The sequence below is a fragment of the Pantoea conspicua genome (assembly GCF_002095315.1).
Lineage (GTDB): Bacteria > Pseudomonadota > Gammaproteobacteria > Enterobacterales > Enterobacteriaceae > Pantoea > Pantoea conspicua.
On record NZ_MLFN01000037.1, the window covers coordinates 1 to 23654 of the forward strand.

General features: G+C 57.0%; 21 protein-coding genes. 10 read left to right on the forward strand and 11 right to left on the reverse strand.

The features are described 5' to 3' along the window. Position 1 precedes the first annotated feature (1 nt). Both HA41_RS13160 and ypfH read left to right on the forward strand, forming a co-directional pair. Complete coding sequence (locus HA41_RS13160) at positions 2 to 1918, forward strand: tRNA(Met) cytidine acetyltransferase TmcA (protein WP_094121167.1); 1917 nt, start codon at positions 2 to 4, stop codon at positions 1916 to 1918. 73 nt (positions 1919 to 1991) lie between these two features. Beyond that, the gene (gene ypfH / locus HA41_RS13165; protein WP_094121168.1) at positions 1992 to 2672 is read left to right on the forward strand and encodes an esterase; all 681 of its coding nucleotides are present in this window, start codon (positions 1992 to 1994) and stop codon (positions 2670 to 2672) included. A gap of 31 nt (positions 2673 to 2703) precedes the next feature. Here the strand turns inward: ypfH and HA41_RS13170 are convergent, their stop codons facing one another. The 3 genes from HA41_RS13170 to HA41_RS13180 are packed head-to-tail and all read right to left on the reverse strand — an operon-like array spanning position 2704 to position 4409. After that, positions 2704 to 2892 (reverse strand): YpfN family protein, encoded by a 189-nt coding sequence (locus HA41_RS13170; protein WP_031375834.1) that lies wholly within the window; start codon positions 2890 to 2892, stop codon positions 2704 to 2706. A 22-nt stretch (positions 2893 to 2914) separates the two neighbouring features. Further along, positions 2915 to 4042, reverse strand: coding sequence for a succinyl-diaminopimelate desuccinylase (dapE, locus tag HA41_RS13175; RefSeq protein ID WP_094121169.1), 1128 nt, complete (start codon positions 4040 to 4042; stop codon positions 2915 to 2917). Position 4043: 1 nt separating this feature from the next. Next, complete coding sequence (locus tag HA41_RS13180) at positions 4044 to 4409, reverse strand: ArsC family reductase (RefSeq protein WP_094121199.1); 366 nt, start codon at positions 4407 to 4409, stop codon at positions 4044 to 4046. Between the two features lie 412 nt (positions 4410 to 4821). On the opposite strand from HA41_RS13180, the gene ypfM reads away from it, so the two are divergent. Then, positions 4822 to 4884: a protein YpfM gene (ypfM, locus tag HA41_RS21705; RefSeq protein WP_139015967.1), complete on the forward strand. Its 63-nt coding sequence runs from the start codon at positions 4822 to 4824 to the stop codon at positions 4882 to 4884. Between the two features lie 132 nt (positions 4885 to 5016). On the opposite strand, the gene acrD is transcribed toward ypfM, so the two are convergent. The 3 genes from acrD to narQ form a co-directional block, all read right to left on the reverse strand. Continuing rightward, on the reverse strand, positions 5017 to 8133 hold the full coding sequence (gene acrD, locus HA41_RS13185; RefSeq protein ID WP_094121170.1) for a multidrug efflux RND transporter permease AcrD: 3117 nt from the start codon (positions 8131 to 8133) through the stop codon (positions 5017 to 5019). A 171-nt stretch (positions 8134 to 8304) separates the two neighbouring features. Next, positions 8305 to 8937 (reverse strand): response regulator, encoded by a 633-nt coding sequence (locus HA41_RS13190; RefSeq protein WP_094121171.1) that lies wholly within the window; start codon positions 8935 to 8937, stop codon positions 8305 to 8307. 24 nt (positions 8938 to 8961) lie between these two features. Then, positions 8962 to 10770 carry a nitrate/nitrite two-component system sensor histidine kinase NarQ gene (gene narQ, locus HA41_RS13195; protein ID WP_094121172.1) on the reverse strand — a complete coding sequence of 603 codons (1809 nt, stop codon included), beginning with the start codon at positions 10768 to 10770 and terminating at the stop codon, positions 8962 to 8964. A 253-nt stretch (positions 10771 to 11023) separates the two neighbouring features. On the opposite strand from narQ, the gene HA41_RS13200 reads away from it, so the two are divergent. The 4 genes from HA41_RS13200 (at position 11024) to HA41_RS13215 (ending at position 15058) form a co-directional block, all read left to right on the forward strand. Beyond that, positions 11024 to 11296 (forward strand): YdgH/BhsA/McbA-like domain containing protein, encoded by a 273-nt coding sequence (locus HA41_RS13200; protein ID WP_094121173.1) that lies wholly within the window; start codon positions 11024 to 11026, stop codon positions 11294 to 11296. Positions 11297 to 11576: 280 nt separating this feature from the next. Further along, positions 11577 to 13073 (forward strand): L-asparagine permease, encoded by a 1497-nt coding sequence (ansP, locus tag HA41_RS13205; RefSeq protein WP_094121174.1) that lies wholly within the window; start codon positions 11577 to 11579, stop codon positions 13071 to 13073. A 144-nt stretch (positions 13074 to 13217) separates the two neighbouring features. Further along, positions 13218 to 13796 (forward strand): GDP-mannose pyrophosphatase NudK, encoded by a 579-nt coding sequence (gene nudK / locus HA41_RS13210; protein WP_094121175.1) that lies wholly within the window; start codon positions 13218 to 13220, stop codon positions 13794 to 13796. A gap of 188 nt (positions 13797 to 13984) precedes the next feature. Beyond that, positions 13985 to 15058: a DUF1176 domain-containing protein gene (locus HA41_RS13215; RefSeq protein ID WP_094121176.1), complete on the forward strand. Its 1074-nt coding sequence runs from the start codon at positions 13985 to 13987 to the stop codon at positions 15056 to 15058. On the opposite strand, the gene ampH is transcribed toward HA41_RS13215, so the two are convergent. The 5 genes from ampH to amiA all read right to left on the reverse strand — a co-directional run bounded on the left by ampH (position 15055) and on the right by amiA (position 21689). Then, the gene (gene ampH, locus HA41_RS13220) at positions 15055 to 16218 is read right to left on the reverse strand and encodes a D-alanyl-D-alanine-carboxypeptidase/endopeptidase AmpH (RefSeq protein ID WP_094121177.1); all 1164 of its coding nucleotides are present in this window, start codon (positions 16216 to 16218) and stop codon (positions 15055 to 15057) included. The two genes, HA41_RS13215 and ampH, sit on opposite strands and share 4 nt — an antisense overlap. Positions 16219 to 16467: 249 nt before the next feature. Then, on the reverse strand, positions 16468 to 18468 hold the full coding sequence (gene tkt / locus HA41_RS13225; RefSeq protein WP_094121178.1) for a transketolase: 2001 nt from the start codon (positions 18466 to 18468) through the stop codon (positions 16468 to 16470). A gap of 58 nt (positions 18469 to 18526) precedes the next feature. Then, complete coding sequence (gene tal / locus HA41_RS13230) at positions 18527 to 19477, reverse strand: transaldolase (RefSeq protein ID WP_094121179.1); 951 nt, start codon at positions 19475 to 19477, stop codon at positions 18527 to 18529. 348 nt (positions 19478 to 19825) lie between these two features. Continuing rightward, positions 19826 to 20737: an oxygen-dependent coproporphyrinogen oxidase gene (gene hemF / locus HA41_RS13235; protein ID WP_094121180.1), complete on the reverse strand. Its 912-nt coding sequence runs from the start codon at positions 20735 to 20737 to the stop codon at positions 19826 to 19828. 100 nt (positions 20738 to 20837) lie between these two features. Beyond that, on the reverse strand, positions 20838 to 21689 hold the full coding sequence (gene amiA / locus HA41_RS13240; RefSeq protein WP_094121181.1) for an N-acetylmuramoyl-L-alanine amidase AmiA: 852 nt from the start codon (positions 21687 to 21689) through the stop codon (positions 20838 to 20840). Between the two features lie 208 nt (positions 21690 to 21897). On the opposite strand from amiA, the gene HA41_RS13245 reads away from it, so the two are divergent. The 3 genes from HA41_RS13245 (at position 21898) to HA41_RS13255 (ending at position 23463) form a co-directional block, all read left to right on the forward strand. Then, positions 21898 to 22323, forward strand: a complete 426-nt coding sequence (locus HA41_RS13245) for a GNAT family acetyltransferase (protein WP_031375849.1) — start codon at positions 21898 to 21900, stop codon at positions 22321 to 22323. Next, entirely contained in the window at positions 22313 to 22780 is a 468-nt protein-coding gene (locus HA41_RS13250; protein ID WP_094121200.1) for a DUF2919 family protein, read from the forward strand. Before HA41_RS13245 ends, HA41_RS13250 begins: the two co-directional genes overlap by 11 nt. Positions 22781 to 22845: 65 nt before the next feature. Next, positions 22846 to 23463 (forward strand): RpoE-regulated lipoprotein, encoded by a 618-nt coding sequence (locus tag HA41_RS13255; RefSeq protein WP_094121182.1) that lies wholly within the window; start codon positions 22846 to 22848, stop codon positions 23461 to 23463. Positions 23464 to 23654: the final 191 nt, after the last annotated feature.

The following is a 23654-nucleotide window of genomic DNA, read 5'->3' on the forward strand; positions in this document are numbered from 1 at the left end:
GCTGGCGGTCATCAGCGGCGATCCGGCCTGGTGCCTGGCACGGGCGGCCGTGTGGCGTGATGCGCTGGCGGGTGACTGGCTGACGCTAGCCCACAGCGCGCTGTTTCCCGGTGCGCACTGCGCGCCGGGTGCAGTGCGTACTCTGCTGGGACGCGAATTTCATCATGCTATTTTTGATGCCCGCGAAGGCTTTCACGCCGATGCCTTCGCCGCACTGGCTGGCACCTTAACCGCCGGTAGCTGGCTGCTGCTGCTGGTCCCGCCGTGGGACCGCTGGCCGCACCAGCCGGATGGCGATAGCCTGCGCTGGGCGGATGTCGCCGAGCCCATCGCCACGCCACGCTTTGTTTACCACCTGCAACAGCAGATTCTGACCGATGCCGAAGTGCTGCTGGAGCGGCAGCATCAGCCGTGTCGTTTGCCGGCGCTGTCTGACAGGCCACGCTGGCAGTGCCAGGCACCGCAGCAGCAGCAGGCAGTACTGGAACAGTGGCTGGCAATGCCGTCTGGCGTGGCAGTCCTGACCGCCGCTCGTGGCCGCGGAAAGTCGGCGCTGGCGGGGATGCTGGCACGTCACAATGGTCACGCGCTGGTGACCGCACCGGCCAGAGCTTCAACGGCGGTACTGGCGACGTTTGCTGGCGATCAATTTCATTTTATGGCACCGGACGCGCTGCTGGCTCTGGAGCCGCCGCCTGCCGCAGAGTGGCTGATTATTGATGAAGCGGCGGCGATTCCCGCGCCGCTATTACAGGCGCTGGTCAGCCGTTTTCCCCGGGTGTTACTCACCACCACCGTACAAGGTTACGAAGGTAGCGGGCGCGGCTTTATCCTCAAGTTTTGCGCCGCACTGCCGCAGGTGCGCTATTTTACTCTCGATGAGCCACTGCGCTGGTCGCGCCACGATCCGCTGGAGCGCTGGCTCAACCAGACACTGTTGTTTGATGATGCCCCCGTCGTCACGCCCACCTCCCCAGCGATCCCGCATCCTGTTTCCCGCGACGATTTTCCGGCGTTGCAGGCGGCTTATCGCCTGCTGACCAGCGCGCATTACCGTACCTCACCGCTGGATTTACGTCGGCTGCTGGATGCGCCGGGTATGCAGCTGTGGCTGGCTGGCGAGACAGCGGCGTTGCAGGGCGCGTTGTGGCTGGTGGAAGAGGGGGGGCTGGATCCGACGCTGGCGCAGGCGGTGTGGGCTGGCACACGTCGGCCACGCGGTAACCTGGTCGCTCAGTCGCTGGCGGCACATGCAGGATTGACAGAGGCCGCAACGTTACGCTCACTGCGCATCAGCCGTGTTGCCGTGGCGGCGGAAAGCCGTCGCTATGGAATCGGCCAGCAGCTGGTGGACGCAGCCCGTCACGCTGCCGCTGATTACGACTATCTTTCCGTCAGCTTCGGCTACACTGAGTCTCTTTGGGCCTTCTGGCGCGCCTGTGGTTTTATCCTGGTGCGAATCGGCAGTCAGCGCGAGGCGAGCAGCGGGTGTTACGCCGCGATGGCGATGCTGGCCTGTTCAGCTGCCGGAGAGGCGTTGCAGCAACGCGCGGCACAACAACTGGCACGCGACTGGCCGCTTTTACATCAGCCTGTCGCGCTTCCGGCAGGCCTTGTGGAGTGTCGTGACGCGGGTTTTAGCGATCAGGATACCTGGCTGGCCGCCGGTTTTGCCTGGGCACAACGGCCGCTGGAGGCCAGTTTGCCGGTGTTGCAGCGGCTGACTGGTATCACGCTGCAGCCGTTACCGCTGCTGGAAGCTGCGATTGCCGCGCCGGATTCGCTCAGCACGCTGGCCCGACAGGCGGGACTGAGTGGACGTAAAGCGTTGATTACTGCGCTGCGTCAGCAGACCGCCACCGCGCTTGAAACCCTGCCGGGCATTGATGCAGATGTTCTGCGTCAGTCGTTGAAATAATTCGACCGGCGGGTTCAAATATTCCTCATATCATTTCGCGCCCGGCGGCGTAGAGTGAAAACAGGAGGTCAACATGACACTGAAATATGTAATCGTTCAACAGCCCGCCACGGCGGCCCAGCTGTTTCTGCTTTATCACGGCGTGGGCGACAATCCGGATTCAATGGGCGAGATCGGCAGCTGGTTTGCCCGCACCTTTCCGGAGGCGCTGGTGGTATCGGTCGGGTCGCCCGCTGCAGGCCGCCAGTGGTTTACCGAAGCGGATTTACATGACCAGACGGTTCAGCAGCGGGTTGACGCCGCGATGCCGCAGTTTGTTGAGTCAGTCCGTCACTGGCAGCAGCAGAGCGGTGTCCGGGCAGAAGCCACAGCGCTGATCGGCTTTTCTCAGGGCGGCAGCATGGTGCTGGAAGGGGTAAAAGCGCATGCCGATTTGGCGGGACGTGCGGTAGTGTTTAATGGCCGTTTCGTTACGCTGCCCGAGAAAGCCAGCACCCGCACCACGGTGCATCTGATTCACGGGGATTATGATGAGCAGATCCCGCTGCATCATGCGCAGCTGGCGGAACAGCGTCTGACGGCGTTAGGTGGTGATGTAACGCTGGATATCGTCGACGATCTGGCCCATGCCATTGACCACCGCAGCATGGCGCTGGCGCTGAATCATCTGCGTTATACGGTGCCGAAACGTTACTTTGACGAGGCGTTAAGCGGGGCGAAGCCTGGTGATGACGATGTCATCGTGATGATGTAAAAATGCCCTCGCTCAGCGAGGGCATCCGGCATTACTTCTTCTTCGGCCAGTCGTCGTCATCGTCCCATTTATCGTTAAAATCACGATGCGGCGGCAGGTCAGGTTTGTTATCCATAAATTTTTTGTGATCGATGCGTTTCAGATCTTTATACACATTCATCAGCACGCCAACCATCAGCAGGATCACCAGGATCCACCAGTAATCTTTAATAAACTCCATTTCCCGCTCCTTAACATCGCACTCAGGCGATCAGTTGTTCCATGATGCGTTGATACATACGGCTCAGCATCTGCAGGTCGGAGGCTTTCACACACTCATTGATTTTATGAATGGTGGCGTTCACCGGACCCAGTTCCACCACCTGCGCACCCATGCGGGCGATAAAACGGCCATCAGAGGTGCCGCCGGTTGTCAGCAGCTGCGGCTTAATTTCATTATAGTGCGCCACCGCTCTTACGACGGCATCCACCAGCTTACCGCGTTCGGTCAGGAACGGCTGACCCGAGAGTTTCCACTCAATGGTGTAGCGCAACTGATGACGATCCAGCAGATCTGCGACCCGCTGACGGATCATCGCGTCGGTCAGCTCAGTGCTGAAGCGGAAGTTAAATTGCACGAATAGCTCGCCGGGGATGACATTATTGCTGCCGGTTCCCGCCTGTATGTTGGCTATCTGCATACTGGTCGCAGGAAAGAACGCATTGCCCTGATCCCATTCAACCGCCACCAGTTCATTCAGCGCTGGCATCGCCCGATGCACCGGGTTATCCGCCAGATGCGGATAGGCGACGTGACCCTGCACGCCGTGAATGGTCAGATTGGCGGTGATCGAGCCGCGTCGGCCATTCTTCACCACGTCACCGACCACTTCGGTACTTGAGGGTTCGCCCACCAGGCAGTAATCAAGCCGCTCCTGGCGTGCCATCAGGCGTTCAACCACCTTCACGGTCCCGTTGGCACCGCTGGCCTCTTCGTCTGAGGTAATCATAAACGCCAGCCGCCCTTTATGGTGCGGATGGACGGCGACAAAACGTTCCGCCGCCACCACCATCGCCGCCAGCGAGCCCTTCATATCGGCCGCGCCACGGCCAAACAGCATACCGTCACGGATGGTGGGCTCAAAAGGCGGATTGATCCAGCGGCTGACATCGCCCGACGGGACGACATCAGTGTGACCGGCAAAGGCCAGCGTTTCGCCTTCACCCCGGGTCGCCCAGAAATTAAGGGTGTCCCCAATGTTCATGGTCTCGATGTGAAAACCAATTGCCTGCAGGCGGGCAATCAGCAGCGCCTGACAGCCGGCATCATCGGGACTGAGAGAGGGGCGACGAATAAGCTGTTGCGTCAGCTCAATGACCGGGCAAAACATATTACTTCTCCTGGATAGCATTCTGATAACTCGTCTCACTAAAGCCGGCAAGCAAAGTGCCATCCGGAGTGCGTAACAGCGGGCGTTTAATCATGGCAGGCTGGGCCAGCATCAGGGCTTTGGCGCTGTCGGCATCGGTGACGGCTTCGCGCTCCGCCTCGGGCAGTTTGCGCCAGGTGGTGCCGCGGGTATTGAGCAGCGTGGTATAACCCAGCGCATCAATAAATTCCTGCAGCATCGCGTCACTCAGGCCATCAGCACGGTAGTCATGAAACCGATAGTCGATGCCAGCCGCCGTTAAAAAGCCACGGGCTTTTTTTATCGTGTCGCAATTTTTAATCCCGAACATCACCCACTGCGCGCTCATCGCCTGATCCTTATTATCCTGTGAAAGTGGAAGCTGAAAATAGCAGCCAAAGCGCGAGTTTAGCATAGTGCGATCCGTTGCGGCATCTCACCAGCCAGGCCTGACCTGCCGATTAACGCTTTCAGTTGCGGTTCGTTTGCCCCCGGGTAACCGTTATCAATTTCAGCGGTAATCATTCCCTGGCTTATCATTGGGGAATTAAGAATTTCGCCATGTTTTAAAAATAGTCTACCGTTGGGTTTATTTAAAAATATTTCCAGTCGGGTTAAGCAGTTGCTGAAATGTGCGTCAGCTACCAAATCAGATAAAACTCAGGTTTTATTTACCGCTGCCGATAGTGATAACAGGTGTAAACGTATTCACCTGATGAAAAAAAGCGCGTAATATTGCCAGCACAATAAGAGAGGGTTTTATGATTGACACTGAAATGGGGAACTGGAAAGAATTTATCGAAGCGATGTTACGCAACAAGTAACACGTTAAGAGACAAGCAGGGCGATTCCCCCTCTTGCTGCAATTCTTACCACACACAGAAATAAGGCGGTCACTGACATCAGTGGCCGCTTTTTATTTCTGGCCTTGCTCACCCGGTTGCGGGCCGAACGGCTTAATCGTGTGGCTTCTCTTTCAGCGGAAAGCGACGGCGGACCAGCACAAAGAACAGCGGCACAAAGAAGATCGCCAGCAGTGTGGCGGAGATCATGCCGCCCATCACGCCGGTACCCACGGCATGCTGGCTGCCGGAACCGGCTCCGCTGCTGATCGCCATCGGCAGAACGCCAAAAATAAACGCCAGCGAGGTCATCAGAATGGGTCGCAGGCGCTGGCGTGAGGCCTCCAGCGTCGCGGCCACCAGTTCCCCACCTTTGCTGTTGATCTCATTGGCAAACTCGACGATCAGTATGGCGTTCTTAGCGGAGAGTCCCACCACCGTCAGCAACCCAACCTGGAAGTAGACATCGTTCTCCAGCCCGCGCAGCCAGGTGGCGATCAGCGCCCCGACCACGCCCAGCGGCACCACCAGCATCACGGAGAACGGGATCGACCAGCTCTCATAGAGTGCGGCAAGACAAAGGAAGACCACCAGCAGCGAAATCGCATACAGCGCCGGGGCCTGCGAGCCGGACAGTCGCTCCTGATAAGAGGCGCCGCTCCACTGGAACCCGACGCCCAGCGGCAGGGCGTTGACCAGTTTTTCCATCTCATCCATCGCGGTGCCGCTGCTGACGCCATTAGCGGCTTCACCCACAATCTCCAGCGATGAATAACCGTTATAGCGTTCAAGCCGCGGAGAACCGGTCTCCCAGTGGCTGGTGGCGAAAGCGGAGAAGGGCACCATGCCGCCGCTGCTGTTGCGCACGTACCACTTATTAATGTCGTCCGGCAGCATACGGAATTCGGCCGCCGCCTGGACGTAGACCTTTTTCACCCGACCGCGATCGAGGAAATCATTCACATAGCTTGAGCCCCAGGCGGTGGTCAGGGTGTCGTTGATGGTATCGAGTGAGACGCCCAGCGCCTGCGCTTTGCGATCATCAACATCAATCTGCAGCTGCGGGCTGTCATCGAGTCCGTTGTGCCGCACGCGTGACAGCGACGTATCACTGGCGGCCATCTCCAGCAGCTTATCGCGCATCGCCATGAGCTGCGTATGCCCGATCCCGGCGTGATCCTGCAGCTGCAGGTCAAAGCCGGAAGAGCTTCCCATACCGGTGATTGCCGGCGGACTGCTGGCGATCACCCGGCCCTCTTTGATCTTCTGAAAGGCTTTTGTGGCGCGATCGATAATCGCGAATGAAGTGCGATCGGTGCCGGGGCGATCTTCCCAGTTTTTCAGGCGTACAAACAGGCGCGCCACGTTCTGGCCGTTACCGCCAGGACCTGCGCCGATGGTCGAGAATACCGACAGTACATTGGCTTTTTCTTCGGTCAGATAGTACTGCTCCACTTTTGCCACCACGGCGGCGGTTTGCTCCAGGGTAGCGCCTGCTGGCAACTGGACCTGGGTCAGGAACACGCCGCGATCTTCCAGCGGCAGGAACGAGGTCGGCAGACGCAGAAACAGGAAGGCCATCAGGCCGATAAGCGCCAGATAAAGCAGCAGCCAGCGGCCGCCCTTACGCAGAATGCCCGCTACGCCGTGCTGGTAACGGTCAGCATTTTTATTGAAGTGACGATTAAACCAGCCGAAAAAGCCGCGACGACCCTGTGACTCGCCGGGCTTCATCGGCTTGAGCAGCGTGGCACACAGTGCGGGCGTTAGAATCATTGCCACCAGCACCGACAACACCATCGCCGAGACAATGGTGATCGAGAACTGACGATAAATGGCCCCAACCGTGCCGCCAAAAAAGGCCATCGGCACAAATACCGCGGAGAGCACCAGCGCAATACCGACCAGTGCGCCCTGAATCTGGCCCATCGACTTACGTGTTGCGGCGCGCGGCGACAATCCCTCTTCGCTCATCAGGCGTTCAACGTTTTCCACCACCACGATGGCATCATCCACCAGTAACCCGATCGCCAGCACCATGGCGAACATCGTCAGGGTATTGATACTGAAACCGCAGGCGTAGAGCACGCTGAAGGTGCCCATCAGCACCACCGGCACCGCGATAGTCGGGATCAGGGTGGCGCGGAAGTTCTGCATAAACAGATACATCACGCCAAACACCAGCACAATCGCCTCCAGCAGCGTCTTCACCACATCGGTGATGGAGGCTTTGACGAACGGCGAGGTTTCATAGGCGATTTTCGCTTCCAGCCCGTGCGGAAAATAGTGCGATAGCTCTTCAATACGCGCCCGCACCAGTTTGTCGGTATTCATCTCATTGGCGCCAGAGGCCAGCTTCACCCCCAGTCCGGAAGCGGGCTGGCCGTTGTAGCGGCTGAGGTAATCATATTTTTCTGCACCCAGTGCCACGCTGGCGACGTCGCCCAGCGTCACTACTGAACCATCCGGATTGTTTTTCAGGGTAATCGCCCGGAACTGTTCCGGCGTCTGCAGCATCGACTGAGCATTCACCGTGGCGTTAAGCGCCTGTTTCGCGACCGACGGCAGGCCGCCCACCTGACCGACGGCGACCTGGGCATTCTGCGACTCGATTGCGCTGACCACATCATCGGTGGTCAGGGCGTAGGCGATAAGTTTGTTGGGATCGAGCCAGATACGCATCGCATACTGCGAGCCGTAAGCGTCAACCTGTCCGACACCATCGATGCGGCTTAGTGGGTCCTGAATGTTACTGGCGACATAGTCTGCAATATCCTGCTTATCCATGCTGCCGTCGGTGGAAACAAACGCCACCATCAGGATATTGCTGTCCCCGGTTTTATTGACCGTCACACCCTGCGACTGCACCGCCTGCGGTAATTTGCGCAGCGCGGACTGCAACTGGTTTTGAACCTGCTGGCGCGCCTCATCCGGATCGGTACCGGCGGTAAAGGTAAGCGTGATCTGCGCCTGGCCGGTGTTACTGCTGTTGGATGACATGTACATCAGGTTATCGATGCCGGTCATGTTCTGCTCGATCACCTGGGTTACGGTGTTCTCCAGCGTCTCCGCCGAGGCGCCAGGATAGTTAGCCGTAATGCGAACGTTTGGCGGAGCCAGATCGGGATACTGTTCAATAGGCAGCGAAATGATGGAAAGGGTGCCGCAAAGACACAACAAAATCGCCAGAACCCAGGCAAAGATGGGTCGGTCGATAAAGAAATTCGACATTAAATCGACACTCCTCAGTGCTTTTTTATCAGGAATGAGAGCCCAGGAAAGGGTGCACCGGCAGAGCAACCGGATGATCTTCGCCACGATTTCCCGCCGTCACTTACTCTACGTGCGGTCAATCAGGAAAACGTGGAGAAATTGTGGAGAAAGTGTAAATTCCCCGATTATTTAACGATGGCGGCTTTCAAGCCAGAGTACCGTGGCGGCAACGCGTGAGCGCACATCCAGTTTACGCAACAGATTGCGGATATGCACTTTTACCGTCTCTTCAGAAATATGCAAAATGGCGGCAATCTCTTTGTTCGACAGACCGCGCGCAACCTCCTGTAGCACGTCACGCTCACGTTCAGTCAGCTGGCGTAACGGATCGGCGCTGTGCTGACGATTAGCCAGATAACAAGCAACGTTTTCGCTGAAGACTTTCTCGCCCTGCGAGGCCTGCAGGATCTGCGCCAGCAGGATCTCCGGCTCGCTGTCTTTCAGCAGATAGCCATCGGCACCGGCATCCACCATGGTGAAAATATCGCTCTGGGCGTCGGAGACGGTCAGCACCAGAATGCGCGACCCGATACCTTCATGACGCAGTGCTTTAAGCGTATCCAGTCCCGACATGCCTTTCATATTCAGGTCGAGCAGAATCACGTCCGGCTCCTGCCGGCGCGCTTCTGCCAGCGCTTCAGTACCGTTGTTAGCTTCTGCGATCACCACCAGTCGGGGATCCAGCGCCAGCAGCTGTCGGATACCCTGGCGCATCAGCGGATGGTCATCAACAATCATCAACGTTAATACGGGCTGTTGCATGTTCTTATCCTTTTCCCGATCGTATCAGGCGGTTATGCGTGCTGCGGCTGACGCGGGATGCTGCACCGTAGTGGCTTTGCCGTACGCCAGTTGCCAGAAGGTGTCTGGCAATAGCACGTCTAGAGCGTTTATGCGTTTCAGAACGTTATTCGAACTGACGCGTCGGACGTGGTGGAAACGCAGCGCCACCTGCGTACCGCGGGGCTGGACGCTGATGCTCAGATTGCCGCTTAATCGCTGCGCGCGTTCTGTCATGATGGTCAGCCCATAGTGGCCTGGCGGCTCGTCGGTGCTGCTGATGCCGACGCCGTCATCAGTAATCGTCAGTAAGTGCTCACCTTGTTCGGTGCGCTGGTAATCGATGGCAATACGTTGTGCGCTGGCGTGACGAATCGCATTCAGCAACGCTTCACGCGCTATCTGTAGCACATGCACCTGCTGCTGTGCTTCCAGGCTTTCCAGCCCGGGCTGATAATTAAAATCAATCTTCGCACCGACCTGTTCCTGCAGCGAAGCGATCATCGCCTGCATCGCCGCCACCAGATCCGCCTGTTCAATGGTCAGGCGGAAGGTGGTCAGCAGTTCACGTAACTGGCGATAGGCATCTGCCAGCGCCTGGTCAAAGTCAGCGATGATGCCGTGTGCGGCCTGGTCAGATTTATCGACGGTGCGCCGCAGCAGCGTGAGCTGTATGCGCAAAAATGAGAGCGACTGCGCCAGCGAATCGTGCAGTTCGCGAGCAATGGTCGTGCGCTCCTCAATCAGCAGCATCTGCTGATACTGCTTCTGCGCCTGCCAGATCCAGATAGCACGTCCCAGCATCGCGGCCAGGCTGCGCATCAACTCCTCCGGCGGCGAAGGGGAGTGCGTCTGCCAGCGCAATTCACCTGTTTGCTGATCGTCCTGTTGCAGCGGTAACCGTCGCCAGGCCGCTGCCGCATCCTCTTCACCGGCGCGAAACTGAAACCGGTCGCTGTCGAGCCGAATCGCCGTGAGTTTCTCGCGGGTCAGAACGTTGTCCAGCACCGCTTCAAACAGCGCCGGATGCAGCGGGCTGGCGGTCAGCATTTGCGAGCTGTCATACAGTAGCGACAGGGTACGGTTCGCCTGGGTCAGATCTTCGGTTTTGGCGCGCACCGTACTTTCCAGTAACTGATAGTGCGAATGCAGACGTGTCGCCATGTCGCTGAACGTGTGCGACAGCACCTTCAGTTCGTTCTGCTGCGCCACCTGCAGCGGCGGAAAATTAAAATTGCCGCTCTCAACATAGCGACTGGCAGTGACCAGCGCGTTAAGCGGGCGCACCACCTGGTGTCGGGTGAAACGAATCGTCATCAGCGCCAGGGCGACAATCGCAATCACGCCCGCCAGGCTACTCGCCGCCACCAGATGCATTTTCAATTCGGTATAGCGCTGTAACCCCAGTACGAAGCGGTCAATCTCGCCGACATACAGCGGCACCTGTTGCTGATAAGCCAGAGCATCACCCTGTTCAAGACGCTGCTGCAGTGACGGCCAGACCGCACGCAGCCGCTGATAGAGAAGTTTCACCTCTCGCGGTACCCACGGGCGATCCAGCTTCTGCAGTACCGGCGCGTCAAGCGTTTGCTGGAACAGCACCAGATGCTGAGCCAGTTGCTGCGGCTGACTACTGGCGTCCCAGGCCATACGGTAACTCTGCATCCGCAACGAGCCAGCCAGATTGATCGCCTCGGCATCGCGCTGACTGCTGAAAAGCGTGATCAGCGCCAGACCGGTGGTGAGCAGTGACAGCAGGACGATGGCGCTTAGCGCCTGTGCAATGCTGTGGGTAACGGAACGTTTAACAATCACATAAATAGCCCTGTAAGGAGTGCGGGATTATAAGAGAGCCGCGACGCTACGCAAAGTCCCAATACGCTGTTTATTTCACAGCCCGTTACAGAGAGTACATAAAATGACCGCAGTTGACCGTTCCCAGGATGATGCGCATAAGTGTGGTTAAAAAATAGCCAGCTTTACATTGATCCCATGTTGCCTTTCATTGCAGCGTTAATAATTCATCCAGTCATTAACTACGTTGCTGATCACATTTATGGAGCATCCGATGAAAAAACTGAATGCAGTTCTGGCTGGTGCCCTGTTAGTCACCGCCTCATTTTCGACCTTCGCCGCGCAGCCAGTTGACCGTGAACAGGCGCAAAGTATGCAGAGCATCGGTAGCGTTTCGGTATCGAATGTGCGTGGCTCGCTGGATGATGCCAGTCGACAGCTGTCGCAAAAGGCTGAAGAGATGGGCGCCAGCCACTATCGCGTAATTGGTGTTGATAACCCAGGCGACTCCAGCCTGTGGACCGGCACCGCAGAGATCTACCGCTAATCCCACCCTCCCTGTTTCCATCCCTGTAGCTTTTACCGGCCCGCCTGAGGCCGGTTTTTTTGTTTTTGTGCATCAGTACCGATTCTTACAAATCATCCTGTGCAGTAACCCACTATATTTTGCTTCGTTCTTGCAGAACGGGTAGGATTCATCGCCGTTAATTCCCGCGCTGCTTTCGCTAACTCACAGGCAGACGCACAGAGGAAAATACCCATTTCGCATGGCATAACGCAATCGTTTGGATGTACTGCGAATGATGGTCAGGACAAACAGGAAAGCTATGAAAACGAATAAAAAATCTGCGGCTGAGATGCGTGCTGCAAAAAGACGCTGGCTGAATTCGCACGACAGCGGCTACCAGAAGGCGATGGGCAATCGCCATGTACAGATGATCGCTATCGGCGGCGCCATTGGCACCGGCCTGTTTCTCGGTGCGGGTGGCCGCCTGCAGGCTGCCGGCCCGGCACTGGCCATTATCTACCTGGTGTGTGGCATCTTCTCCTTCTTTATCCTTCGCGCACTGGGCGAACTGGTATTACATCGCCCCAGCAGCGGCAGCTTCGTCTCTTATGCCCGTGAGTTCCTCGGTGAAAAAGCGTCATACGTCGCAGGCTGGATGTATTTCGTCAACTGGGCGATGACCGGTATCGTCGATATCACCGCCGTTGCGCTCTACATGCACTACTGGGGCGCGTTTGGCGATGTCCCTCAGTGGGTTTTTGCGCTGGGCGCGCTGGCTATTGTAGGCACTATGAACATGATCGGCGTGAAATGGTTCGCCGAAATGGAGTTCTGGTTCGCGCTGGTCAAAGTGCTGGCGATTGTGCTGTTTCTGGTGGTGGGCGTGGTGTTTCTTGGCACCGGTAAACCGCTGGATGGCAACAGCACCGGTTTCCATCTGATCAGTGATAACGGCGGTCTGTTCCCGCATGGCTTGCTGCCAGCGCTGGTACTGATTCAGGGGGTAGTCTTCGCCTTCGCCTCGATTGAATTAGTCGGTACGGCGGCAGGGGAGTGTAAAGACCCGCAAACCATGCTGCCAAAAGCGATCAACAGTGTGATCTGGCGTATCGGCCTGTTCTATGTCGGCTCGGTGGTGCTGCTGGTGATGCTGCTGCCGTGGAATGCGTATCAGGCCGGGCAGAGTCCGTTTGTCACTTTCTTTTCAAAACTGGGCGTGCCTTATATTGGCAGCATCATGAATATCGTGGTGCTGAGCGCGGCGCTCTCCAGCCTTAACTCGGGTCTTTACTCGACCGGACGTATTCTGCGTTCGATGTCGATGGGCGGCTCGGCGCCAAAATTCATGTCTAAGATGAACGGTCAGCAGGTGCCTTATGCCGGTATTCTGGTCACCATCGGCGTCTATGTCATTGGCGTGGTGCTGAACTACTATGTGCCGTCTCAGGTGTTTGAGATTGTGCTGAACGTCGCATCACTGGGCATTATCTCCTCCTGGGCCTTTATCGTGGTTTGCCAGCTGCGCCTGCGTAAGGCGATCAAGGAAGGTAAAGCGGATGACGTCAGCTTTAAGCTACCAGGCGCGCCGTTTACCTCCTGGCTGACGCTGCTGTTCCTGTTCAGCGTGCTGGTGCTGATGGCGTTTGATTACCCGAACGGCACCTACACCATCGCTTCAATTCCGCTGATCGCGGTGATTCTGGTGCTGGGCTGGTTTGGCGTCCGTAAGCGCGTCAGCGCTATCGCCGAAACCGAACACGATCATCATGAAGAAGAGACGAAGCCCGTCCGGCTGGCTGGCGAAAACCCGCGTTAATCTCTGCCTGAGGTGAAGAAGCCAGCCTGCGTGCTGGCTTTTTTATTGCCGTTGGCCAGCCACCCCGACGGGCGAATTCAGATAGTTTTCCCGCCAGCTTCATCCTATGATGGCAGACTCCCTTTATGCCGTAGCGGAGCAAGCATGTCGTTTAAGATCAATATCATCAAAGATAAGTTGCTGTCTGAAAACTGGTTTGTGCTACGCAACGTCACCTATGACATCACCGACCCGCGTGAGCGGGTGATTCGCCATAAACGCGAAGTCTACGATCGCGGGAACGGGGCGACAATCCTGCTGTATAATCGTGAAAAAAACAGCGTGGTGCTGACGCGTCAGTTCCGTATCGCGACCTATGTTAACGGTAACCAAAGCGGCATGCTCATCGAAGCCTGTGCCGGGTTGCTCGACGACGACTCCCCGGAAGATTGCATTCGCAAAGAGGCGATTGAAGAGACCGGTTACGCAGTTGGCGAGGTAGAAAAGCTTTACGCCTGCTATATGTCGCCGGGTGGCGTCACCGAACTGATCCACTTTTTCGCCGCGGAATATAATGAATCGCTGCGTGACAATGTGGGCGGCGGCGTTGAAGATGAGTCAATAGAGGTGCTGGAGATAAGCTTTCCAGAGGCGCTGGCGATGGTCAGAGAGGGACGTATCTGCGATGGCAAAACCGTGATGCTGTTACAGCATGCGCAGTTAGCAGGCTGGTTAACGCCCTGACGCGCGCTGGACATCGATCCCGTTTTATTCTGAGTGCCGATAGCGGATGCGTGACTTTCGCTTCAATCATGCACGCTTTTTAAGCAGTTAACCGCGCTTTCTGGACGGGTTCACAGAATGCGGCCCTCGTCGGGCCCGTTGATGCGCTATCATCTCCACTCTGAGTATTCAGGGGATCGATTTTCTTAATGTCGTATTGGATGAAATCGCTGTGGCTGTCGTCTTCGCTATTGGTTGCCTCTGTGCAGGCCGATCCGTTGCAGAAGTCATTTAACGACTGGCAAATGACCTGCAACAACGCGGCATTCTGCGTGGCACGCAATATTCCGGGTGACAAAGGACTGGTAATGACGATTTCGCGCCATGCGGGGGTCAACGACCGTCCGCTGTTGCGTATCGACTATGGCAGCGCCTATAGCGGCGCTCTGCCGGGCGGCCCGCTGCAGGATAATCTGTTACTCGATCAGCGACGGCTGAAACCCGATTTGAAACACTGGACGGTGGAACCCCATCATCTCGCGACCAGCAACGCCATCGCCATCGATGAGTTTCTTGATCTGGTGCTGGATGCCAAAACCGTGCAGCTCACTTACGATCCCAATGCGCTGATCTCCCTTCGTGGCATGAAAGCGGCCCTGCTGCTGATGGATGACGTGCAGGGCAGGGTAAACGGCATGAGTGCCTGGGTTAAGCGCGGCGATCGTGCCAGCTGGGATGTCCCACCGACCCCATCCTTGCCACAGTTACCGCCAGCGCCGCCACAGCCTGCAGCACTGACCCGCGAAGAGACCAGCGGCCTGATCGATTACGGCACCTGGCGGATTAATACCGACTCCTGCTCGCTGGACCCGATGCGGCGCGAAGTGAGCGTCGCGCCATTGACCGATCAGAAAGCGCTGTTGCTGGTGAGTTGTGAGATGGGCGCGTATAACGTGATCGATCTGGCGTTTGAGGTCACGCGCAGCCAGCCGTATGTGGCGCGCGGCGTGACGCTGACCCTGCCGTTTACCCCACCAGGCCTCAGCGAACGGCAGCTTGATTTGATTAATGCCGACTATGATGCGGCCACCGGCCAGCTCTATACCTTCGGCAAAGGGCGCGGATTGGGAGATTGCGGCAGAGCGACACGCTGGCAGTTCGACGGGACGCGATTTGTACTGGCGGAGTATGCTGAAGAATCGACCTGTGATGCCTGGCACAGCAGCGATGACTGGCCCACCCTGTGGGTAAGCCAGTCTGCCGGTGCGGTACAACAACGTTAATGAATTGCCTGCACCATCATCGGTGATCCGAGCTGGTTCCCCACCAGTTCGGCCAGCATATTGTTAACGCCATCGCTCATCGGCGTGAAGCGGGTGAGCGGTGAGCGGGTAACGACGACAAAAACCCCGACGTTATGCTGCGGCACCATCGCCATATAGGTAATGAAGCCGCCGCCGCCGCCGGTTTTCTGAATGATGCCGGGACGCCCCTCTTTTGGCCCCATATAGACCCAGCCCATCCCCAGCGCGTCAGCTTTGCCTGGCACATCCATGCCTTCGACTTTGTGTAACTGGTCACGACGATAAATCAGTGTCTGCAGACGATCGATCTGAGGCGTGCGATGGTTCACGGATGAGTTAAGGAATTGCTGCATCCAGCGGCCCATGTCATCTGGCGTGGAGTAGACGCCACCGCTGCCAATTGCCGCCAGGGTATTGTTGCAGGGGCTGGCGCCTTTCTCGGCTACCATCAGGCGCCCGCACTGCTCGGGTGACGGGGTAAAGGTCGTGTCTTTCATGCCGAGCGGCCGGGTAATCAGCTGCTGGAACAGCGCCGGATAAGGCGTGCCCGCTGCCCGCGATAACGCATCACCCAGCAGATCGTAACCCAGGTTGGAATAGGCGGCATTGCTGCCTGGCGCGGCTTTCAGCTGGGCGCGCGAGAGCCAATCCCAGCGCTCGCCGCGTGTTGGCCAGACAAACACCGGGCGATGCGGTTTACCGCCCGGCTGCTCGCGTGGCAGACCGCTGGTGTGAGTCGACAGGTTAATCAGCCGAATCGGTTGTCCATTGAAGTTCGGCACCCGCGCGCCCGGTGGCGCATATTTACTCAGTGGATCGTCGAGGCGGATCTGCCCGCGTTCCGCCAGTTTCACCATCACTTCGCTGGTCATCAGTTTACTCAGCGAAGCAATACGAATCAGCGAATCCTTCTGCGGTCGCACATTGTTGCCTGGCCGGGTTTCACCAAAGCTGGCGAAAACGCGCTGATTGCCATCAATCGCTACCAGCGCCATGCCGGTCGCGCCGCTGCCGTAGAAGATATGTTCCGCATAGCGATCGACAATTTGTGACGCCAGCAACGGATCGGGCGCGACCTGCGCCATGCTTTTTAATGGAAGCAGAGAAACCATTAAGGCCAGTAAATAAGATGTGCGCATGTTCAACGGAGAGGGCTTCGCTATAAAATCTGAGAAAAATGGCTGCCTTAATGAACAACCTTTCGCGGACAGCGAACCACATCATCCCGTACAGAGAGAGGCGGGCGACCAGCGTACAGGCAGCGTAAAATATGACGGGTCTATAGTAATCAGTTTGCGCGAGGCGTGAAGAGGGGAAAAGAGATTTTTTTCTGTTTCAGGCTATGAGCAGAAATGGCCCTTCCCGCATGAGCGGGAAGGGCAAAAGCATTAAACCGGCTTGAGTAATGCTTCAGCATGGCTGACGATGTTTTCAATCGTGAAGCCAAACTCAGGGAACAACTTACCGGCCGGTGCAGATTCACCAAAGGTGGTCATCCCGACAATTGCACCATCCAGACCGACATACTTGAACCAGTAATCGGCGATACCCGCTTCAACGGCCACGCGCGCTTTCACGCCGCTCGGCAGTACCGATTCACGGTAAGCGGCATCCTGCGCATCGAACAGATCGGTAGACGGCAGTGAAACAACCCGCACTTTATGTCCGCCAGTGGTCAGCTTCTCTGCGGCGCCCAGGGTAATCTCAATCTCCGAACCGGTGGCGATCAGAATCACTTCTGGCGTACCGTCACAATCTTTCAGTACGTAACCGCCGCGCTTGATGTTCTCAATCTGCTGCGGCGTACGTTCCGGTTGCAGCAGGTTCTGACGTGACAGGATCAGCGCCGTCGGGCCGTGATGGCGTTCTACCGCCGCTTTCCATGCCACGGCCGTCTCGACCTGATCGCACGGACGCCAGACGCTCATATTTGGCGTCAGACGCAGGCTGGCAATCTGTTCGACCGGCTGGTGCGTCGGACCATCTTCGCCCAGACCAATCGAGTCATGGGTGTAGACCAGAATCTGCCGCGCCTTCATCAGTGCCGCCATACGCGCCGCGTTACGTGCATACTCAACAAACATCAGGAAGGTCGCGGTGTAAGGCACAAAACCGCCGTGGTGCGCGATACCGTTACCAATCGCCGTCATCCCGAACTCACGCACGCCGTAGTGAATGTAGTTACCGGCCGGATCGTCTTTAATCGACTTCGAGCCGGACCAGATGGTCAGGTTACTTGGGGCCAGGTCAGCGGAACCGCCCAGGAACTCAGGCAGTAACTTGCCGTAGACTTCCAGCGAGTTTTGCGACGCTTTACGGCTGGCAATTTTTTGTGGATTGGCCTGCAGGTCATTGATGAATTTGGTGGCTTCCGCTTCCCAGGTCGACGGCATTTCGCCATTCATCCGGCGCTCATATTCCAGCGCCAGCTCAGGATGGGCCTGCTTATAAGCGGCAAATTTCGCATCCCAGGCTTTTTCGTGCTCCGCACCGGCCGCTTTTGCGTCCCACTGCTGATAGATATCCGCCGGGATTTCAAACGGCGGGTAGTTCCAGCCGAGCTGTTTACGCGTCAGCGCCACTTCTTCCTCACCCAGCGCCGCGCCATGCGACTCCTCTTTACCGGCTTTGTTCGGCGAACCGAAACCGATAATGGTGCGGCAGATAATCAGTGACGGCTTATCTGTGACGCTCTGCGCCTCTTTGATCGCCTGGCTGACCGCTTCCGGATCGTGTCCGTCGATGTCGCCAATCACATGCCAGTTGTAGGATTCAAAGCGTTTGTGGGTGTCATCGGTAAACCAGCCTTCGGTCTCGCCATCAATGGAAATGCCATTGTGGTCGTAAAAGCCGATCAGTTTGCCGAGGCCAAGAGTACCGGCCAGCGAACAGACTTCGTGTGAGATCCCTTCCATCAGACAACCATCGCCCATGAAGACATAGGTGAAGTGGTCAACGATGTCGTGATCCGGACGGTTAAACTGCGCCGCCAGCGTGCGTTCAGCAATCGCTAAGCCTACCGCGTTTGCCAGTCCCTGACCCAGCGGGCCAGTGGTGGTTTCAACGCCAGGGGTGTAGCCGATTTCCGGGTGACCCGGCGTTTTCGAATGCAGCTGACGAAAGTTTTTGAGCTCTTCAATCGGCAGGTCATAACCGGTCAGGTGCAGCAGGCTGTAAAGCAGCATCGAACCGTGGCCGTTGGAGAGGATAAAGCGGTCACGGTCAAGCCAGGCGGGGTTGGTCGGATTGTGTCTGAGGAAGTCGCGCCAGAGCACTTCTGCGATATCTGCCATGCCCATTGGCGCACCCGGGTGACCTGAGTTTGCTTTCTGTACCGCATCCATACTCAGTGCACGAATCGCGTTTGCCAACTCTCTGCGTGAGGACATAAAGTTCTCCCTTGTTAAGAATCAGGGCGGGAAATCCCCGCCCGACTAAAAATGAACACTACAGGCGTGCGGCGAGCACATCTTCCAGCTTCTGCTGGTCAACCGCGAACTGACGGATACCGTCAGAGAGTTTTTCCACCGCCATTGGATCCTGGTTATGCTCCCAACGGAACTCAGCTTCTGAGAGCGGCGACGGCTGATGGAAGCCTTCGGTTGACGGCTCCAGTTTACGTTCCAGCGGCGCATCGCTGTTCTGCAGCTCTTCCAGCAGGTTAGGCGAAATGGTCAGGCGGTCGCAGCCAGCCAGCGCCACAATCTGCTCTACTTTACGGAAGCTGGCACCCATGATGATGGTGCTGTAGCGATGCTTTTTGTAGTAGTCGTAAATGCGACGAACGGATTTCACGCCCGGATCTTCATCAACCACATAGGGGTCCATAGGTTTGCGGCTGTTGTACCAGTCGTAAATGCGGCCAACAAACGGCGAAATCAGGAACACGCCCGCCTCGGCACAGGCCCGCGCCTGGGCAAAAGAGAACAGCAGCGTCAGGTTACAGTTGATGCCGTTTTTCTCCAGCTCTTCCGCCGCGCGGATACCTTCCCAGGTGGAGGCCAGTTTGATCAGAATACGTGAGCGATCGATACCGTGCTCTTCATACAGGCGAACCAGTTTCTCTGCTTTGGTCACACACATGCCACGATCGAAAGAGAGGCGCGCATCCACTTCGGTCGAAACACGGCCCGGTACGCTTTTCAGAATCTCCATACCGAGGTTAATCGCCACTTTGTCACTGGCGTTGATGATCTGCGTCTCTTTGCTGCCGCCCTGTTTTTTGGCGTACTCAATCGCATCATCAATCAGGTGTTTGTAGCCCTCGAGACTGGAGGCTTTGAGGATCAGCGACGGGTTGGTGGTAGCGTCTTCCGGGTGGTAATTACGAATTGATTCAATATCACCACTGTCCGCCACCACGGTGGTGAACTGTTTCAGGGCTTCTAGCTGGTTCATTTCTACACTCCTTGAAAAGAAAACATGAAAGCGAAAAGGGAGCACCTCAGGCCTCGGAGCCAATCTGTGGTGTGCTTTGCTGCCGGGAACGCGAACCCATAACATTGCAACAGGCACTTTCGGATGAAAATGCGGTTTCTCTGATTGTTGCGCTGCGAGGCGGTGCGAAGGAGCCGTCATGCGGTGTTAACCGTGGGGTGCGCCATATTCCACCCTTAAGCATAGCAGCCAGGATGAATGACGCAGGCAACACTGTAGCAATCCGTGCCGTATCTGAAGGGGTAAAGGCGGAGGAGTGGGGTAAAACCGGCGCGCGGGCGCAGAGCCGCGCGGCGGATCGAGTGATTATCAGGGCAGGTTCAGCCAGTTCTTCACCGGCAGGAAATCGCGGTAGAGCGCCGCTTCAGGGGAATCCTCCGCTGGCTGATAAGCATATTCCCAGCGCACCAGCGGCGGCATCGACATCAGGATCGACTCGGTCCGGCCGCCGGTCTGCAAACCAAACAGTGTGCCGCGATCCCACACCAGATTGAACTCCACGTAGCGGCCGCGACGGTAGAGCTGGAACTGCCGTTCCCGATCGCCCCAGGGATGATCTTTACGCCGTGCCACAATCGGCTGATAGGCATCGATAAAGCCGCGGCCCACCGCCTGCATAAAGCGGAAGCACTGTTCAAAGTCGGGCGTATTCAGGTCGTCAAAAAACAGGCCACCAATGCCGCGCTGCTCATCACGATGCTTCAGGTAAAAGTAGTCGTCGCACCACTTTTTATAGCGTGGATAGATATCTTCGCCGAACGGCTGGCAAATATCGAAGGCGGTCTGGTGCCAGTGCAGCGCATCCTCTTCGAAGCCGTAGAACGGTGTCAGGTCAAAGCCACCGCCAAACCACCACACCGGATCGGCGCCCGGTTTCTCCGCAATAAAGAAACGCACATTGGCATGGCTGGTGGGCACGTAGGGATTATGCGGATGGATCACCAGCGAGACGCCCATCGCTTCAAAACTGCGCCCGGCCAGCTCTGGCCGATGCGCGGTGGCTGAGGCCGGCATCTGGTCGCCATGCACGTGCGAAAAGTTGACGCCCGCCTGTTCAAACACCGCGCCGTTGCGCAGCACGCGGCTTTGTCCGCCGCCGCCGCCAGGACGCTGCCAGCTATCTTCAGCAAAAGCTGCGCCGCCATCTTCAGCCGCCAGTCGGGTACAAATCTCATCCTGCAACGCCAGCAGGAACGCTTTTACGCGGGAAATATCAGCCATCTCTTCGCTTATCGTTGATCAAAGTCTGCCGCGATTATACGCAAAATCTGGCGGCTTGCATGGCTGTGGCACGCACCGGGTGTTGAACCGTTGGTCAGAATCAGGCATTGCGGCGGTCAAATTCGTCGAAGTAATTGACGATGCCACCCGCGATGGCGGCGGCAATTTTCTGACGAAACGCATGGGTACCGAGCAACTGTTCTTCACGCGGATTGGTAATAAAGGAGGTTTCGACCAGCACCGAAGGAATTGACGGCGACTTCAGGACCGCAAACGCCGCCTGTTCAGTGTGCTGACTGTGCAGATGATGCACTGGCCGGATCTGATCCAGCACATGCTTGCCGAGCGTCAGGCTGTTTTTGATGGTGTCGGTCTGAACCAGATCGAACAGGATCTGCTGCAGATAGTGATCCTGCTGCTGGACCTTTACGCCGCCCAGCTTGTCTGCATCATTTTCGCGCTGCGACAGATAACGTGCCATCGAACTGCTGGCGCCGCGATTAGAGAGGGCAAAGACCGAGGCGCCATTGGCGTCCGGACGGGTGAAACCATCAGCATGGATCGACATAAACAGATGGGCACCGTGCTGATGAGCAATCTCAACCCGCTGGTAGAGCGGAATAAAATGGTCGCTGTCGCGCGTCAGCCGGACTTCAATGCGCGGATGACTCTGTAACTCACGCTGCACATTGCCGGCAATTTCCAGCACGATATGTTTCTCTTCCGATCCCTCTTCGCCCACTGCGCCGGAGTCGATCCCGCCGTGGCCGGGGTCGAGCATCACAATGCGTTTGCCCCCTTTTGCTGGCGGAGCAGGGCGCGGGTGACGCGTGCTGCTCTGCAGCGTGGCAGACTCCTCTTTGGCCTGAACGGCACGCGGCGATAAAATGGCCAGCGCCAGCCCGGAAAGCAGTAACTGACGACGGTGAATCAAACGTTTAAGCAATTGCATATCCAGGTCCGCTAAGAAAAATCCTGCCGATGTTATAGCGTAACGTTATGCCAGCCGCGATCTCTGAACCATTTCAGGGCATTACTTTGTATTTCAGTCCGCGAACAGAAAAATTGCGTTTTTTTATTTGTTGCCAGCGTGGCGAGGGTTGCGTGCGCCGAAGAATGCGTGATAATCAGCAAATTGTGGTTAGTTGCAGGTAAAGAAGATGGAAATCCGCGCCTTCCGGCAGGAAGATTTTGAAGAAGTGATCACCCTATGGGAACGTTGCGATTTGTTACGGCCATGGAACGATCCGGAGCTGGATATCGAACGTAAAATGCATCACGACCCCGATCTTTTCCTGGTCGCTGAAGTGGGCGGCGTGGTCGTCGGTACGCTGATGGGCGGTTACGATGGTCATCGCGGCGCGGCTTACTATCTGGCAGTCCATCCCGATTATCAGGGCCGAGGTTTTGCCAACGCGCTGATGAACCGGCTGGAGAAGAAACTGATCGCCCGCGGCTGTCCGAAACTGCATCTGATGATCCGTGAAGAGAACGATCAGGTGGTGGCGTTTTACGAGAAGCTCGATTACGAGCCGGTTGATGCGCTGCTGTATGGCAAGCGTCTGATTGAAGATCGTGAATATTAATCCGTCACCCGACTATCTGCCGGATGAATATGACGGCAAAGGGCAGCTGCGGCTGCCGTTTCTTTTTTGGCTGATCCTGTTGCTGCAGGCGCGCACCTGGCTACTGCTGGTGATGGCGGGCGCCTCCCGTCAGCAGGGCAATGATCTGCTGGCACTGTTCTATCCAGACTCGCAGGCGTTCTGGACCGGTCTTGCACTGGGTTTACCGGCGCTGGCCGGTCTGCTGCTGACCGGTTACCGGACGCGCTGGCCGCGGCTGTGGCTGCACTGGCGAAGCGTGCTGGCGCTGTCGCTGCTGGTGAATTTACTCTGGCAGGGTATGCAGTTTGCCCAGGGTGATTTGCTCAGTTCACCGCTGCCGCTGCTGCTGATGCTGTTTGATCTGCTGGCGTTGATCTGGCTGCAAAGCAACCGGCGCCTGCGCGACTGCTTTTTACCTGAACACCATCTTAAATAAACTTTTTGCCGCTTTGCGACTCCAATCAGTTCCGCCTTTCCGGCATCGCATTAACAGGAGTTTTCATGAAAGCTGTTCGTACCACGCTACTGATGGCCGCCGTTGTGTTGAGCGGCTGTGCCAGTTCGGGTTCCGGCGCTGACAGCAGCCAGCAGGTAAGCTGGTGGAATCCGCTGAGTTATCACTGGTCTTCGGCGCTGCCGTGGAACTGGTTTGGATCCTCACTGACCGTGACCGAGCAGGGCGTGGGTGGCTTAACGGGTTCGACCGCCATGAATGAAAGCGCCATCAACGACGGGCTGAACGGGGATTACACCCTGCGTCAGGGCATGCGCAGCCACAATGGCGAAGTGGTCTCGTTCTGGCAGGCGCTGAAAGAGGGCGAGGTTAAACTGGTGGTCTACGGTCAGACACAGCCAGAACGGATTGAGGTGATGGACAGCACGATTGCCAGCGCTGACGGCAGCAAAATCGGCGATCTGTTCAGCAATAAATTCAGCAAAGCTTTCGACAACTGCACACTGGCCAGCGGGACAGAGACGCGTGATGTTGCCTGTCGGGCGCCCGGCAGCCAGCATCTGACCTATGTTTACCACGGCGACTGGCATGGGCCCGAAGGATTGATGCCGTCGGACGACACCCTGAAAAACTGGAAAATCAGCAAGATCGTCTGGCAGCGTTAAGCGCGTCAGCGGCGGGCTGCCCGGTAAGCCCGCGGCTGCCCCGCATGTTCTCCTCAATCTCTCTGCGGGCGCGACCTGACGTCCGCCTCCTCTTTTGCTGAAAACGGCATAAACTTCGCCGCCGTCTTATGCTTTTTTCGACTTTGAAATCATCAAACGATATATAAAACCGTTACTGGTTTTCACGGAGT